The sequence below is a fragment of the Citrobacter sp. CK189 genome, assembly GCF_030333505.1.
Taxonomy (GTDB): Bacteria; Pseudomonadota; Gammaproteobacteria; order Enterobacterales; family Enterobacteriaceae; genus Citrobacter_B; species Citrobacter_B koseri.
Genome location: NZ_JAOWFV010000032.1, coordinates 197,638 through 213,084, shown reverse-complemented (window position 1 = coordinate 213,084; position 15,447 = coordinate 197,638). Strand labels below are relative to the sequence as shown.

The 15,447-nt window shown below is 53.7% G+C and carries 13 protein-coding genes, 1 other RNA gene and 1 pseudogene; 9 read left to right on the top strand and 6 right to left on the bottom strand.

Features of this window, described 5'->3' with window-relative positions; translation table 11 throughout:
- Positions 1–6: 6 nt before the first annotated feature.
- Complete coding sequence (locus tag OGV83_RS02485; RefSeq protein WP_115626436.1) at positions 7–1,743, bottom strand: SgrR family transcriptional regulator; 1,737 nt, start codon at positions 1,741–1,743, stop codon at positions 7–9.
- A 100-nt stretch (positions 1,744–1,843) separates the two neighbouring features.
- Between OGV83_RS02485 and cof the strand changes: the two genes are divergently transcribed.
- Positions 1,844–2,662: an HMP-PP phosphatase gene (gene cof, locus OGV83_RS02480; RefSeq protein WP_024130593.1), complete on the top strand. Its 819-nt coding sequence runs from the start codon at positions 1,844–1,846 to the stop codon at positions 2,660–2,662.
- Positions 2,663–2,714: 52 nt separating this feature from the next.
- On the opposite strand, the gene OGV83_RS02475 is transcribed toward cof, so the two are convergent.
- The gene (locus OGV83_RS02475; protein WP_101743911.1) at positions 2,715–3,770 is read right to left on the bottom strand and encodes a PLP-dependent cysteine synthase family protein; all 1,056 of its coding nucleotides are present in this window, start codon (positions 3,768–3,770) and stop codon (positions 2,715–2,717) included.
- A gap of 112 nt (positions 3,771–3,882) precedes the next feature.
- Between OGV83_RS02475 and decR the strand changes: the two genes are divergently transcribed.
- The 5 genes from decR (at position 3,883) to amtB (ending at position 9,842) form a co-directional block, all read left to right on the top strand.
- Positions 3,883–4,341, top strand: coding sequence for a DNA-binding transcriptional regulator DecR (decR, locus tag OGV83_RS02470; protein WP_012133534.1), 459 nt, complete (start codon positions 3,883–3,885; stop codon positions 4,339–4,341).
- Positions 4,342–4,385: 44 nt separating this feature from the next.
- The gene (locus tag OGV83_RS02465; RefSeq protein ID WP_200028381.1) at positions 4,386–6,158 is read left to right on the top strand and encodes a SmdA family multidrug ABC transporter permease/ATP-binding protein; all 1,773 of its coding nucleotides are present in this window, start codon (positions 4,386–4,388) and stop codon (positions 6,156–6,158) included.
- On the top strand, positions 6,151–7,929 hold the full coding sequence (locus OGV83_RS02460; protein WP_134769670.1) for a SmdB family multidrug efflux ABC transporter permease/ATP-binding protein: 1,779 nt from the start codon (positions 6,151–6,153) through the stop codon (positions 7,927–7,929). The genes OGV83_RS02465 and OGV83_RS02460 overlap by 8 nt, the downstream gene beginning before the upstream one ends.
- A 256-nt stretch (positions 7,930–8,185) precedes the next feature.
- Complete coding sequence (gene glnK / locus OGV83_RS02455) at positions 8,186–8,524, top strand: P-II family nitrogen regulator (RefSeq protein ID WP_012133530.1); 339 nt, start codon at positions 8,186–8,188, stop codon at positions 8,522–8,524.
- A gap of 31 nt (positions 8,525–8,555) precedes the next feature.
- Positions 8,556–9,842, top strand: coding sequence for an ammonium transporter AmtB (amtB, locus tag OGV83_RS02450; protein ID WP_024130590.1), 1,287 nt, complete (start codon positions 8,556–8,558; stop codon positions 9,840–9,842).
- A 48-nt stretch (positions 9,843–9,890) separates the two neighbouring features.
- Here amtB and tesB read toward each other — a convergent pair whose 3' ends face one another.
- Entirely contained in the window at positions 9,891–10,751 is an 861-nt protein-coding gene (tesB, locus tag OGV83_RS02445) for an acyl-CoA thioesterase II (RefSeq protein WP_012133528.1), read from the bottom strand.
- 215 nt (positions 10,752–10,966) lie between these two features.
- Here tesB and OGV83_RS02440 point away from each other — a divergent pair, with 215 nt between their 5' ends.
- A complete protein-coding gene (locus OGV83_RS02440) occupies positions 10,967–11,536 on the top strand; it encodes a YbaY family lipoprotein (RefSeq protein WP_012133527.1) in 570 nt (189 codons plus the stop codon).
- 35 nt (positions 11,537–11,571) lie between these two features.
- On the opposite strand, the pseudogene OGV83_RS02435 reads toward OGV83_RS02440, so the two are convergent.
- Positions 11,572–11,961: pseudogene (locus OGV83_RS02435) on the bottom strand (MGMT family protein).
- Between the two features lie 84 nt (positions 11,962–12,045).
- Between OGV83_RS02435 and ffs the strand changes: the two are divergent.
- Together ffs and OGV83_RS02425 are read left to right on the top strand one after the other, a co-directional pair.
- An RNA gene (gene ffs, locus OGV83_RS02430) (signal recognition particle sRNA small type) lies at positions 12,046–12,142 on the top strand.
- A 109-nt stretch (positions 12,143–12,251) separates the two neighbouring features.
- On the top strand, positions 12,252–13,214 hold the full coding sequence (locus tag OGV83_RS02425) for a site-specific integrase (RefSeq protein WP_248622844.1): 963 nt from the start codon (positions 12,252–12,254) through the stop codon (positions 13,212–13,214).
- Between the two features lie 172 nt (positions 13,215–13,386).
- On the opposite strand, the gene OGV83_RS02420 is transcribed toward OGV83_RS02425, so the two are convergent.
- Together OGV83_RS02420 and OGV83_RS02415 are read right to left on the bottom strand one after the other, a co-directional pair.
- On the bottom strand, positions 13,387–13,779 hold the full coding sequence (locus OGV83_RS02420) for a hypothetical protein (protein ID WP_134769668.1): 393 nt from the start codon (positions 13,777–13,779) through the stop codon (positions 13,387–13,389).
- A 1-nt stretch (position 13,780) separates the two neighbouring features.
- Entirely contained in the window at positions 13,781–15,214 is a 1,434-nt protein-coding gene (locus OGV83_RS02415) for a PAAR domain-containing protein (protein ID WP_080975406.1), read from the bottom strand.
- Positions 15,215–15,447: the final 233 nt, after the last annotated feature.

The following is a 15,447-nucleotide window of genomic DNA, read 5'->3' as shown; positions in this document are numbered from 1 at the left end:
AAAACGCTATGGTAGCGCCTGCGGATGGCCGCGACCAGCTTCTTCACCGCGCGGCGGTGGAAGCCATGCTTTCTCAAACTCAAACCAGCCGCGTGGATTGAGTTGAACACCATTGACGCCCGGCGGCGCGCTAATACGGTAGTGATAGTTAAAAAGCGGCGTAAGCGTGGCGTCATTCATCAGACTCGTGAATACCTGTTGTAACGCAGTATAGCGGTCGTCTTCACCGGGCTGCGTTTGTAAGGCATCCAGCGTGGCCTGAAGATGGGCGAAAGCAGGGGCATCCAGCACATGCGGCCAGAGTTGATCGCAGCGTAGCCACTGCTCAAGCGTATATTCCGGCGCTTCGCCAATCAGTCTGTCGCCCATCATGAGATCCGCTTTTGCCAGCGAAGGGCAGTTATCCCAGTTTTTCGCGTTGTGGAAAATCAACGTTAATTCACAGCCGAGCGTTGCCAGATATTGCTGGAGTTGCTCCGCCATGGTGTGCAACTCAACGGGAAGGTGGTAGACCAGCGTCAGTTTTTTCGGTAATTCAACGGATTCCAGCCCCTTCCATTGCGGCATTACCCAGCCCGGCAGCAGCGCGTTGCTGGGCGTGATCAGATTTTCATCTACCGGCAGCGTCTGTAATAACGACGTATGATGAATGATGTCTACCAGGCGACGCGCCTGTTGCAGGCTGAGTTTCGAGCCTTTTTTAAGCGTCAGGTAGCAAAATCCCAGGCTAATACCGCTGCTCACCTGGCTAAGTGAGGCCAGCTCCTCAGGGTTGCCGATGGCGATCTGTACCGGATGACGGCAACTGGTGCCTAAATCCTGGTCAAAAAGCTGAGGCGTGATCCAGTATTCAATCGCCTTTAGCAGCGGGTGGCAAAGGTGATAATTGTCGTGGCTTTCCAGGCGTACCAGCTCCGGCGTAAATAACGTCAGCCGAAAAGGTCCGGTGCCTGACAGCGGCTGATGCGGGTGCGCCAGGTGGCTACAGTAGCTTGCCAGACGGTGCGCCAGCCAGTAATCAGGGCGATGGAGAATGAACGTCAGGCATTGCGGATGGGTGACTTCAATACGCTTGACGCTGATAAACAATTTATTGAGGGCTGGCAGGTCAAGCAGCATCAGCAGGCGCGCGTGCAGTTGCGCAGTTTCTACCGTATCGCCATTATGCCAGTGCAGGGTAGAGCGAATATAAAAATCCCAGCGCATACCGTCGGCGGAGATATCCCAGTGATGTGCTAAATCCCCGCAGGGGCGCTGGCTGGCGTTGTCAAAGCGGGTGAGGCCGGAGAAAATTTGTCCTGCAAGATGCTGTTCTGCGCGACCGGGCAGAAATCCCGGATGCAACGGGTCCAGCGGACGATAGTAGGGAATACGCAGGGTTGGCGTGTCGTTTTGCCACTGCCCGCCCATAAACGGTTGCAGCATGGTACGCAGTTCGCCTGGCGCCAGCTGTGCCAGCTCCAGCACATTAAGCTGCTGACCTTTTTCCAGCGCTTGTTCCATCATGGTATTGCGCAGTGACTCCGGCGTGACCAGAAATTGCAGTTTACCGCGCTTACCCCGCCCGGATTGCGCCTCCCATGTTAACCAACCGGCTTCCTGCGCCTGGCGTAATAGCGTACGGATGTGGCGTTCGCTACAAAAACAGCGCTCCGCCAGTTCCCCAACGGTGACCGACTGAGGTTCTCCGGCTGAGGGCTGCCAGAGACGTTGATATTGTTTTAAACGGTTGAGAAGTCGCATTGAAACCCGGAACAATTCATTTTATCTATTCACTATTACTTCCGTATATCTCAGGTGATACTCAATCACAAGTTAATTGCGTCACAGTGTGGAGAAAGAGATGGCTCGTCTGGCTGCATTTGATATGGATGGCACGCTTTTGATGCCAAACCACCATCTGGGTCATGAGACCCTTGCAACGCTGGCGCGCCTGCGTGAACGCGATATCACTTTGACGTTTGCGACCGGTCGGCATGTGCTGGAAATGCGGCATATTCTGGGGGCCATCTCAATGGATGCGTTTTTGATAACCGGCAACGGGACGCGCATTCATTCGCAGGAAGGCGATATGCTGCATCGCCAGGATCTGGACCCCGCCATTGCGGATCGCGTATTGCACCAGGCGTGGGATACCCGGGCCAGTATGCACGTATTCAACGATAACGGCTGGTTTACGGGGAGCGCGATCCCCGCGCTATTACAGGCGCATGTCTACAGCGGATTCCACTATCAGATCGTGGATGTCAAACGTATCCCGGCCCACCAGGTCACTAAGATCTGTTTCTGTGGCGATCACGACGATCTGATCCGGCTGCGTATTCAACTGAATGAGGCGCTGGGCGAGCGGGCGAATCTCTGCTTTTCCGCTGTGGATTGCCTGGAAGTGCTGCCGCTCGGCTGTAATAAAGGTTCCGCGCTGGCGGTATTAAGCGACCATTTGGGGCTGTCGCTGACGGAATGCATGGCGTTTGGCGATGCGATGAACGATCGCGAAATGCTGGAGAGCGTGGGACGTGGTTTGATTATGGGCAACGCGATGCCGCAACTGATCGCTGAACTGCCTCATCTTTCAGTGATTGGCCATTGTCGTAATCAGGCGGTCTCTCACTTTTTAACGCATTGGCTGGATAATCCGCATCTACCTTATTCCCCCGAATGAGCGATCCTTTCCAGCAAGCCAGGCCCGTAAAGCCTGGTTTTTTTTATGCCGCTTAACGGACGTTCAGCAGTTGGGCAATTTCCGCCTGCCACGGCGCTAAATCGCCAATGTGATCGTTAACCCACTGGGGATTGTAATAGGTGTCGAGATAGCGTTCGCCGCTGTCACACAGCAGCGTGACGAGAGAACCGGTCTCTCCGGCGTCGCGCATTCTGGCCGCGATCTGCAACGTTCCCCACATATTAGTGCCGGTGGAGGCGCCCACTTTACGGCCCAATTGCGTTTCCAGCCAGTGCGCGGTCGCGACGCTGGCGGCGTCGGGTACGCGCAGCATTTCGTCCACCACATCCGGGATGAAGGAAGGTTCCACGCGCGGGCGGCCAATCCCTTCAATTTTGCTGCCCACCGGGCTGCGCAATGTAGCGTCGCGATTCTGCCAGTAGGGCAGGAAGACCGAGTTTTCCGGGTCAACCACCATCAGGCGCGTGTCATACCCATGACAGCGAATATAGCGGCCAATTGTCGCTGACGTGCCGCCCGTCCCCGCGCTCATCACGATATGCTTCGGCACCGGATTCGGCTCACGCTGCATCTGATGGAAAATACTGTCGGCGATATTATTATTGCCGCGCCAGTCGGTGGCGCGTTCGGCATAGGTGAACTGATCCATATAGTGACCGTTCAGTTCGTGCGCCAGTTGCTCAGAGGCGGCGTAAATCTCGCAGGCGCTTTCGACAAAGTGGCAGCGACCGCCATAAAACGCAATTTGTTCGATTTTGCGTTTTGCCGTGCAGGAAGGCATTACCGCGATAAACGGCAGGCCGAGCAGTCGGGCGAACCAGGCTTCGGAAACCGCCGTTGAACCGGAGGAGGATTCAATAATGGTCGTGTTTTCTTTAATCCAGCCGTTACACAACCCATACAGGAACAATGAACGCGCCAGACGGTGCTTCAGGCTGCCGGTCGGATGGGTGCTTTCATCCTTCAGGTAGATCTGGATGCCCGGAAACGCCGGTAGCGACAACCGGATCAGATGCGTGTCGGCTGAACGCTGATAGTCAGCGTTAATTTCATTAATGGCGTTTTTAACCCAGGTGCTATTCATCATTAATTTCCATTTGTCATTTTGTGCCCAGATTAGCGAAAAGCACGGAAAAAATTGTTGCCATTTCACCTTTAAAATAGAATGTAGGGAGAAAAATCTTCTCTGTGGGGTGGGTATGTTAGATAAAATTGACCGTAAGCTGCTGCTTTTGTTGCAGCAGGACTGCACCCTCTCTTTGCAGGCGCTGGCCGATGCCGTTAATCTGACCACCACACCCTGCTGGAAACGGCTGAAACGTCTGGAAGACGACGGCATTCTCCTCGGTAAAGTCGCGCTGCTGGACCCAGAGAAATTGGGTCTGGGGTTAACGGCGTTCGTACTGATCAAAACCCAGCATCACAGCAGTGAATGGTACAGCCGCTTCGTGACGGTGGTCACCGAAATGCCGGAAGTGTTGGGGTTCTGGCGTATGGCCGGGGAATACGACTATCTGATGCGGGTTCAGGTAGCAGATATGAAGCGTTATGACGACTTCTACAAACGTCTGGTGAACAGTGTTCCGGGATTGTCAGACGTAACGTCGAGCTTTGCGATGGAACAGATTAAGTACACAACCGCTCTGCCTATTGAATAATTCTCCCGGAAAATATTGCCGGAAATCATGTCAGGATATAACGCGTGCGATTATTTGCTCAATTAAGCTGGTACTTCCGTCGGGAGTGGCGTCGCTATCTCGGCGCCGTGGCCTTGCTTATCATTATCGCTGTCCTTCAGTTGATCCCGCCCAAAGTGGTCGGGATCGTTGTGGATGGCGTCACTGCGCAACATTTCACTACCGGTCAGGTATTGATGTGGGTGGGCACGATGGCCATGATTGCGGTAATCGTCTATTTGTTGCGCTATGTCTGGCGCGTGCTGCTGTTCGGCGCCTCTTATCAACTGGCGGTTGAACTGCGTGAAGATTACTACCGCCAGCTCAGTCGCCAGCACCCGGAATTTTATCTGCGACATCGCACCGGCGACTTAATGGCGCGCGCGACTAACGACGTCGATCGTGTCGTCTTTGCCGCCGGGGAAGGGGTGCTCACGCTGGTGGATTCGCTGGTGATGGGCTGCGCCGTGCTGATCGTGATGTCAACGCAGCTCAGTTGGCAACTGACGCTGTTCGCGCTGCTGCCTATGCCGGTTATGGCGCTGATGATCAAGCGCTACGGCGACCGTCTGCATAACCGCTTCAAACTGGCGCAGGCGGCATTTTCCAGCCTGAACGATCGTACCCAGGAGAGCCTGACCAGCATTCGCATGATCAAAGCCTTTGGCCTTGAAGATCGACAGTCGTCGCTGTTTGCGGCGGACGCGGAAGACACCGGGAAGAAAAACATGCGGGTAGCGCGTATCGACGCCCGTTTTGATCCCACGATTTATATTGCCATCGGCATGGCTAATCTGCTCGCCATCGGCGGCGGAAGCTGGATGGTAGTGCACGGTACGCTGACGCTTGGGGAACTGACCAGCTTTATGATGTACCTCGGGCTGATGATCTGGCCTATGTTAGCGCTGGCCTGGATGTTTAACATTGTGGAACGCGGTAGCGCAGCGTACAGCCGTATCCGCGCGATGCTGGCGGAAGCGCCGGTCGTCAACGACGGAACGGAGACGGTGCCGGAAGGTCGGGGAGCGCTGACGGTCTCCATTCGTGAATTCAGCTACCCGCAAACCGCGCATCCGGCGCTGGAAAATGTACAATTCCAGCTTGAGCCAGGGCAGATGCTGGGGATCTGCGGGCCGACGGGCGCGGGGAAAAGCACTCTTCTTTCGCTTATTCAGCGCCATTTCGATATTACGCAGGGGGATATCCGTTTTCATGATATTCCGCTGACGCGCTTGCAGCTTGATAGCTGGCGCAGTCGCTTGGCGGTCGTCAGCCAGACGCCGTTCCTGTTCTCCGACACGGTCGGCAATAACATCGCGCTGGGGCGCCCAAACGCGACGCAGGAAGAGATTGAACAGGTGGCGCGGCTGGCCAGCGTGCATGAGGATATTTTGCGTCTGCCTCAAGGATATGACACCGAAGTGGGCGAACGCGGCGTCATGCTGTCCGGCGGGCAAAAACAGCGCATTTCTATTGCGCGCGCGTTACTGCTCAATGCGGAAATCCTGATTCTGGATGATGCGCTGTCGGCGGTGGATGGCCGTACCGAACACCAGATTCTGCATAATTTACGCCAGTGGGGAGAGGGGCGCACCGTGATTATTAGCGCGCACCGCTTATCCGCTCTGACGGAAGCCAACGAGATTATCGTGATGCAGCATGGCCATATCGCCCAGCGTGGCGATCACGATGAATTAGTGCTGCAAACGGGCTGGTATCGCGATATGTATCGCTATCAGCAACTGGAGGCGGCGCTGACTGACGCTCCTGAAATCAACGAGGAGACGGCAGATGCGTAGTTTTGGACAGTTATGGCCGACCCTGAAAAGGCTGCTGGCGTATGGTTCGCCGTGGCGTAAACCGCTTGCCATCGCCGTGGTGATGCTGTGGATCGCGGCGGCGGCGGAAGTCAGCGGCCCGTTACTTATCAGCTACTTTATCGACAATATGGTCGCGAAGAGCCACCTGCCGCTGGGCACGGTCGCGGGGCTGGTGGCGGCGTACATTGGCTTACAGTTTCTGGCGGCGGGGCTGCATTATGCGCAGTCGCTGTTGTTTAATCAGGCGGCCGTCGGCGTAGTGCAACAGCTGCGTACTGATGTGATGGATGCCGCTTTGCGCCAGCCACTGAGCGCCTTTGACACGCAGCCGGTGGGGCAACTGATCTCTCGCGTGACCAATGATACGGAAGTCATCCGCGACCTTTACGTTACGGTCGTGGCGACGGTGCTGCGTAGCGCGGCGTTAATTGGCGCGATGCTGGTCGCCATGTTCAGCCTCGACTGGCGGATGGCGCTGGTCGCGATGGCGATTTTCCCGGCGGTGCTGGTGGTGATGGTGATTTACCAGCGCTATAGCACGCCGATTGTGCGCCGCGTGCGGGCATATCTGGCGGACATCAATGATGGCTTCAATGAGGTCATTAACGGCATGAGCGTCATTCAGCAGTTCCGCCAGCAGGCGCGGTTTGGCGAGAGAATGGGGGAGGCCAGCCGCTCGCACTATATGGCGCGGATGCAGACCCTGCGACTGGACGGCTTTTTATTGCGCCCGCTGCTCAGCCTTTTTTCCGCGCTGATCCTCTGCGGATTACTGATGCTGTTTAGCTTTACCTCGCGCGGCACCATTGAAGTCGGGGTGTTGTACGCCTTTATCAGCTATCTGGGGCGTCTGAACGAGCCATTGATTGAACTGACGACCCAACAGTCGATGTTGCAGCAGGCTGCGGTGGCGGGGGAGCGCGTATTCGAACTGATGGACGGCCCACGCCAGGATTATGGTCGGGATGAGCGCCCGTTGCAGTCGGGCAGGATTGACGTTGATGACGTCTCCTTCGCCTACCGTGACGACAATCTGGTGCTGCAAAACATTACGCTCTCCGTTCCGTCGCGCAGCTTTGTGGCGCTGGTCGGGCATACCGGCAGCGGCAAGAGTACCCTCGCCAGCCTGCTGATGGGGTATTACCCGCTTACACAGGGAGACATTCGCCTTGACGACCGTTCGCTGTCAACGTTGAGCCACGGGGTTTTACGTCAGGGAGTCGCGATGGTGCAGCAGGACCCGGTGGTGATGGCGGATACGTTCCTGGCAAACGTCACGCTGGGGCGCGATATTTCTGAGGAACAGGTCTGGCAGGCGCTGGAAACCGTGCAACTGGCGGAGCTGGCGCGTAGTCTGAGCGAGGGTATCCACACCCGGCTGGGCGAGCAGGGCAATAATCTGTCCGTCGGGCAGAAACAGCTGCTGGCGCTGGCGCGGGTGCTGGTTGATACGCCGCAGGTTCTGATTCTGGATGAAGCCACCGCCAGCATTGACTCCGGTACTGAGCAGGCGATTCAGCAAGCGCTGGCGGCAGTGCGTGAACACACCACGCTGGTGGTGATTGCACATCGCCTGTCAACCATTGTTGATGCGGACACCATTCTGGTGCTGCATCGCGGGCAGGCGGTCGAGCGCGGTACGCATCAACAACTGCTCGAAGCGCAAGGGCGTTACTGGCAGATGTACCAACTACAGCTTGCCGGTGAAGAGCTGGCGGCCAGCGCGCGTGAGGAATCGCTCAGCGCCTGATGGCGCTGCGCTTATCAGGCCTACGGACAATGCGCTCTTGTAGGCCGAATAAGGTGCTTACGCCGCCATCCGGCAATCAACAATCTGGTGCAAAAATGTAACGTACCATGCACCGTTATAGTGCGTTTTTTCTTTTCCTTCCCCAGCCGCACCCTACAAGCCTGAATTATCCCGCGTTTTTCATTTCTGGCACACCCCTTGCAATATCCCTGTCGTGAAGCGGCAGACATTATCGAATTCTGACAGGAGGGGATCTATGAAGCTGGTTACCGTGGTAATCAAACCGTTCAAACTGGAAGACGTCCGTGAAGCACTGTCTTCGATTGGTATTCAAGGGCTGACAGTCACCGAAGTAAAAGGCTTCGGGCGTCAGAAAGGTCATGCCGAGCTGTACCGCGGTGCGGAATACAGCGTCAACTTCCTGCCCAAAGTGAAGATTGATGTGGCGATTGCCGACGACCAGCTTGATGAAGTCATTGAGGTCATCAGCAAGGCGGCCTACACCGGAAAAATTGGCGACGGCAAAATTTTTGTCGCTGAGCTGCAACGTGTCATTCGTATTCGTACCGGCGAAGCCGACGAAGCGGCACTGTAACTCCTGGCACACAGTGATAGGGAACGAAAAGATGAAGATAGCAACGATGAAAACTGGCCTTGCTTCACTGGCTTTGCTTCCAGGTCTGGCAATGGCGGCCCCGGCGGTTGTGGATAAAGCCGACAATGCCTTTATGATGATTTGCACCGCGCTGGTGCTGTTCATGACCATTCCGGGCATTGCTCTGTTCTATGGCGGGTTGATCCGTGGAAAGAACGTGCTGTCGATGTTGACGCAGGTTGCCGTCACCTTCGCGCTGGTCTGTATTTTGTGGGTTGTTTACGGCTATTCGCTGGCCTTTGGCGAGGGGAACAACTTCTTTGGCGACTTCAACTGGGTGATGCTGAAAAATATTGAGCTCACGGCAGTGATGGGCAGTTTCTACCAGTATATTCACGTTGCTTTCCAGGGCTCTTTCGCCTGCATTACCGTCGGGCTGATCGTAGGGGCGCTGGCTGAACGTATCCGCTTCTCTGCGGTACTGATTTTCGTGGTGGTGTGGCTGACGCTCTCCTATATCCCGATTGCGCATATGGTCTGGGGCGGCGGTTTGCTGGCTTCTCACGGCGCGCTGGATTTTGCGGGCGGTACGGTCGTGCATATCAATGCGGCGATTGCTGGTCTGGTGGGGGCTTATCTGATTGGCAAACGCGTCGGCTTTGGTAAAGAGGCGTTCAAACCCCATAACCTGCCGATGGTTTTCACCGGCACCGCGATCCTCTATATCGGCTGGTTTGGCTTTAACGCCGGGTCGGCGGGCATGGCGAACGAGATTGCTGCACTGGCCTTTGTTAACACCGTGGTGGCAACGGCTGCCGCTATTCTGGGGTGGATTTTCGGCGAGTGGGCGCTGCGCGGTAAACCGTCTCTGCTGGGCGCCTGCTCCGGCGCTATCGCGGGACTGGTCGGCATAACGCCAGCCTGTGGTTACATTGGCGTCGGCGGCGCGTTGATTCTCGGTGTCGTTGCGGGGCTGGCGGGTCTGTGGGGCGTGACGATGCTTAAACGTCTGCTGCGTGTGGACGATCCTTGCGATGTGTTTGGCATCCACGGCGTTTGCGGCATCGTTGGGTGTATCCTGACCGGGATCTTTGCGTCCACCACCCTCGGCGGTGTAGGGTTTGCCGAAGGCGTGACGATGGGGCATCAGCTGCTGGTGCAGCTGGAGAGTATCGCTATCACCATCGTCTGGTCTGGCGTAGTGGCGTTTATCGGCTACAAACTGGCGGATATCACCGTTGGGCTGCGTGTACCGGAAGAGCAGGAGCGCGAAGGTCTGGACGTCAACAGCCACGGCGAGAATGCGTATAACGCCTGATCATCAACAGGCCGGAGGCGACGCTTTTGCGTCGCCATTCGGCCATTTTCAATTGCGATTGCGCATCACGCCTTCCTGAACGGTCGATGCGACCATCACGCCATCCCGCGTGTAAAACTCCCCACGAACAAAACCACGGGCGCTGGAAGCTGAGGTGCTCTCTACGCTGTACAGCAACCATTCGTTCATGTTGAAAGGGCGATGGAACCACATTGAATGGTCGATCGTGGCAATTTGCAGACCTTTTTCCAGGAAGCCGATGCCGTAGGGTTGCAGCGCGACGGGCAGGAAATTCAGATCGGAAGCATAACCCAGCAGATACTGATGAATGCGGATATCATCCGGTATCGTACCGTTGGCGCGGATCCAGACCTGGCGCGTCGGGTTCGCAACGTGGCCTTTTAACGGGTTGTGGAACTCTACCGGGCGGATCTCCAGCGGGCGGTCGCTGATAAATTTCTCTTTCAGCACGGGCGGCAGCAGATGCGCCAATGAACGGGCGATCTCCGTCTCCGATTGCAGCGTTTCCGGCGCAGGGGCGTCCGGCATGGTTTTCTGATGCTCAAATCCCTCTTCCGGCGCCTGGAAGGAGGCTGTCATATAGAAAATAGGCTTCCCGTTCTGGATGGCGGCGACGCGACGCGCGCTGAAACTGTTGCCGTCGCGCAGAACTTCCACATCGTAAATAATGGGCTTCAGGCTGTCGCCGGGGCGCAGAAAGTAGCTGTGAAAAGAGTGAACCAGACGTTGTTCAGGTACGGTCTCTTTGGCAGCATACAGCGCCTGACCGACCACCTGACCACCAAAAACCTGACGTAATCCTAAGTCTTCACTTTGGCCCCGAAAGAGTCCTTCTTCAATTTTTTCCAGATCTAACAATGACAGCAAATTATTCAGTGCCTGACTCATACGTGCTCTCCAGGTAACAACGGCGCCGAAGCGAGGTAGGCAGAGTATAACGCAATTTTGAAAGTGGTCCGATGGGTGCAATAGTCTGAATTACGGACTAATTCCAGGCAAAAATAAGTGAGATATGCCACACTTAGTCACGTTATGTCTTTGTTAACCACTCTTCCGGCGGGTAAAGCACCTCCCGCTGATGCATTGATGATAAGGAGAATTTAATGAAACTCGTGCACATGGTAAGTGGTTTAGCGGTTGCGGTTGCTCTGGCAGCCTGCGCAGACAGAAGCGCAGATATCCAGACGCCTGCGCCTGACCCAAATACTTCTGGCGTGGCTACACAGTCAACTATTCAGCAACCTAATGTCTCCGGTACTGTCTGGATCCGTCAGAAAGTGGCCCTGCCACCGGATGCCGTACTGACCGTGACGCTGTCTGATGCCTCACTGGCGGATGCGCCGTCGAAAGTGCTGTCGCAGAAAGCGGTGCGCACCGAGGGGAAACAGTCGCCATTTAGCTTTGTACTGCCGTTTAACCCGGCTGACATCCAGCCAAATGCGCGGATTCTGTTGAGCGCCGCCGTGACGATTAATGACAAACTGGTCTTTATCACCGATACCGTACAGCCAGTCATTAATCAGGGCGGCACGAAAGCGGATCTGACGCTGGTGCCGGTTCAGCAAACGGCAGTGCCTGTTCAGGCCAGCGGCGGCGCAGCGACAACCGTACCGTCAACGTCGCCGACGCAGGTGAACCCGTCTTCCGCCGTACCGGCGCCGACACAGTACTAAGCTCTCACAGGACAACCCTCTCCGGCCGGAGAGGGTTAATAAATCCAGCGATATCGTTGCATATCGATTTGCCCACTCCCCGAGACCACCACGCCTTCTGACAGTAACGCCTGACGTTGGCGTTGCAGGTCTGGCCCGGTCAGGGAGATGGCGCCATGACGATTCACGACCCGATGCCAGGGGAGGGTGCTGCCTTCCGGCAATCGTTTTAATACGCCGCCGACCTGACGCGCGGCACGAGGTGAACCGGCGAGGCGGGCGACGTCGCCATAAGTCGTGACAAACCCTTCGGGGATTGAGGCCACGATTTGCCAGACGCGTTGGGGGAAAGTGTCTTGTCTGTCCATCATTCATTCCTGCGATAATCTTCCAGCATAATCGTGAACCGCCGGGGAGTGAAGCCTCATTGCGCAAGAAAACAGCATCCGATGTTGGATGGGTTGCATTTACAGGGGCCAGCAGTGATAATGCGCCTGCGCGTTGGTTAACAACGCTCTCAATGGGGGCTCTGTTGGTTCTCCCGCAACGCTACTCTGTTTACCAGGTCAGGTCCGGAAGGAAGCAGCCAGAGCAGATGACGTGTGTGCCGGGATGTAGCTGGCAGGGCCCCCACCCAATTCTGCTAAGTGCATGATATCCATCATGTAACCCTCTTTTTTTCGTGCATTGAAACGGCGGTGATACAACTTTTATGTATCACTTAGGACGCTAATCAATGTCGCATCTTATGCTTTCCCGTCACGGGATCTGGTACTACCGCAGGGTCTACCTGACACCTCGGAAACGCCGTGAAATTCGTATTTCTCTTCGTACACGTTCCAGGTGTGAAGCCTTGCTCCGTGTGGAGAAATATTTCACCTCGCAGCCTTTCCACTGTGTTCCGCAGTCCATCCCGGCACACACTGCAACCCCGTCTGCTTCCTTCCAACAACCACAACAGAAGAAGCCTTTCAAGAGCTTGAAGAGTGAACTTGATAAGTATACGAAAAGCAAAGCGGGATCTGTTGGTGTGCGTGAAATACTGACGATCAACAGGTGTGTGAGTGCATATTTGAATTCCACAACGGAGCCTTTCAGCAAGAGAAGCGCGGCGGCGTTTGTTGATGGTCTTGAAGGATCTGCATCTACCAGGAATCGTTACATCAAGAAGAACTCAGCATTTTTCAAATGGCTTGCTACTCGTACTGATGAAGATATTCGAAACCCATTTGAAGGAATGGGAGTGAAGGAAACCACATCACCAATGGATCGCCTTCTTGCGTATACACTCGACGATCTGAAACGATTGCACATTGCTTTACATAGTGTGAGAGACTGGAAACGCTGGATCATTTTAATCGGTCGCTATTCTGGCATGAGGCAGAATGAAATCTGCCAGCTTTACCACAATGACGTGATGAAGGTAGACGGAATCTGGTGCTTTCGTGTTGATAACTTGAACCCTAATCAGACGCTTAAAACGGACAGTTCTCGGCGGTTCGTTCCGATCCATTCGAAACTGCTGACGCTTGGTCTGCTTGATTTCATCGAAGACAGAAAAGGGCATTTATTCCCTGAGCTAACCTTGCACCTTGGCAGTTATGGTCACTACTTCAGCCGCTGGTTCACACGGTTCCGGGGCAGGCATGGTTTACCTGAATACCATTCGTTGCGACACTATAGCAGCCACCACATTTAAACCGCCGGGATTCTCAGAGCAGTTTGCGTCCCAGGTGCTCGGATACTCGAATGCCACGATCACGTACAACCGATACGGGAAGGGCGTTGATGCCTCGCGGTTGGTTGAAGTGATAGAAACTCTTTGAGCCCTGTATCAAGTGGGAGCCAGCATTAACGCTGGCTAATAAAGATCAATGTGCGTTTTTTATAAACAGGGAAAAAATGGCATAGTCTGCTATTAAAATAAGAGCACCAGAGATCAGGAGAAAAAACTTGATTTTTATCCAGGATGTTTTTTGTTTTGGCTGTTCACGAATGAACTTATACAAATCTTTGTTTATGTTTCGAACAAAAAAACTATTCTCTTTGAATAACAAAGCTAATAAAAAATGAATATCTTTCTGAAATGTTAATAATAAACCACCTCTTTCATATGCGGAAATGTCATCAGGATAATATCCGTATTCTTTATAGAAATCTGTGCATAATATTTTATGCTGATTATTTTTCAATGTCGAATACATGAATGACATAAAAATAACCAGTATTCCTACTGGCGTTAATAACATAAAAAGAGTATGCATGTTATTTACCTACGGATTCATATATAGAATCGCCGAAACTTTGGCCTAAATCAGCTCCTTCTTGACCTAACCAATAGCCTCCACCTGTACCCAGTATTACGCCACAAGCTAATGCACCAGCCCCACCAACTTCTACTGTTGCGCCACCTAAGATGAGAGTACATAACCCCATACCTATTGCGCCTCCTGCATATCCTCCAGCAAGACCTCCAGTGAAACTACCGATCTCAGTATATTTTTTCTTAGTACATTCAGCTTCACGACCAGTTGAGCAAGCCTCATTTATCTCATTGATTGAGTGAACCGCACTAAACGCTATTCCAACGTAACCAGTATAACTCATCGCCTTGGTATATTTAGCTGCTCGCTCGATATGCGTTGCGTAACCTTCAATATCACTGATCCCTGTCTCATTCCATTTATGAGTGATTGAACTGGTAGATAAACCAAGCACATTTTTTATTTTCGTATACTTACCAAAATTCATGAACTTATTTAGGAAGCCAACTTTTAGCACACGTTCAAGCTCTTTGAATAACTGAGTACGCCTCACATAAAACTGTTCACCAATTAATGCACCTCGTGTCATGTACGTATTTTTGTAAGTTTCTTGGATCTCTTTGAGAATCTTTTCAATATTCTCAAAATACTTCCCAACCGGATCGGCTGCAAGGCCAATACCTTTATCGGCAATATTAGAGAAGTTGGCTATGGTAGCGTAATGTTTATGCAGGAAGTTAGCTTCCTGGATTGTCAGCGGTTCTAACGCCGCATCGACTCGCGCTTTCGCGGCTTTCATGTGGGCGATCTGTTCGTCGTCCTGCTTATCAGGATCAACCAGCAGCAGAATAGAACCTGCCTTGTATTCCTTACCTGCACCATTCAATGAGCGGTAAAGTTCGCGTGTTCCTTCCGGCTGACCGCCAGCAAACAGGATGCTTCCGAAAGATTCGGTTGTCGATTGTTCAGGAACTACGCAGAAACCAGCATCAACGCCAGTACGTTTCTTTTTAGCTGCCCGTGCGTGTTGTTCTGGCTCAGGTATATCACCACTGAGCATCGGGGATAGGCCCAGTAACGGTGAACGTTGCAGTGCCGCTCGCTTGCCGCACTCATGTACCGGGGACTTAAATGTCGCATTCCCGATGGTGACATTACCGCTGCCGGAGATAACCACCCCGCCACAGCTAATGCCGCACCCCACACTGACCGCTGGCTTGCCATTGATGAATACAGTGGCAGATCCTTCGGCTATGGAGCGGGAGTGGGTTCCACAACCATTTCCGCAGGTGCAAGTATGTGGTGCAGCCGCATCGCCAACTCGGGCGGCAGGCTGACCGTTGATAAAAACATTCGGACTGCCTTCGATAATCGGGGTATCAGGAAAACACCCGTGGCCCTTTGCTATGTCTCCTTTCCTTGCCGCTTCAGGCATAATATATCCTTATATGACAGTTGATTTTTTTAGGTTTTTCTCGTTTGTGACCGTTGCAGAGGTAGGGCTGTTTAGCTTTTGTAGGGAAAGCGAAATTCACTGTTTAAAGTAGTGCTCCGTAGATGTTATACCGCGCAACTCACTATTTTAGATGTGGAAATAACCACGGAGGTCATTTTACAAGCAATAACTACATGCACAACAAGTATTAGACTTAAGTAAAACTACATTTC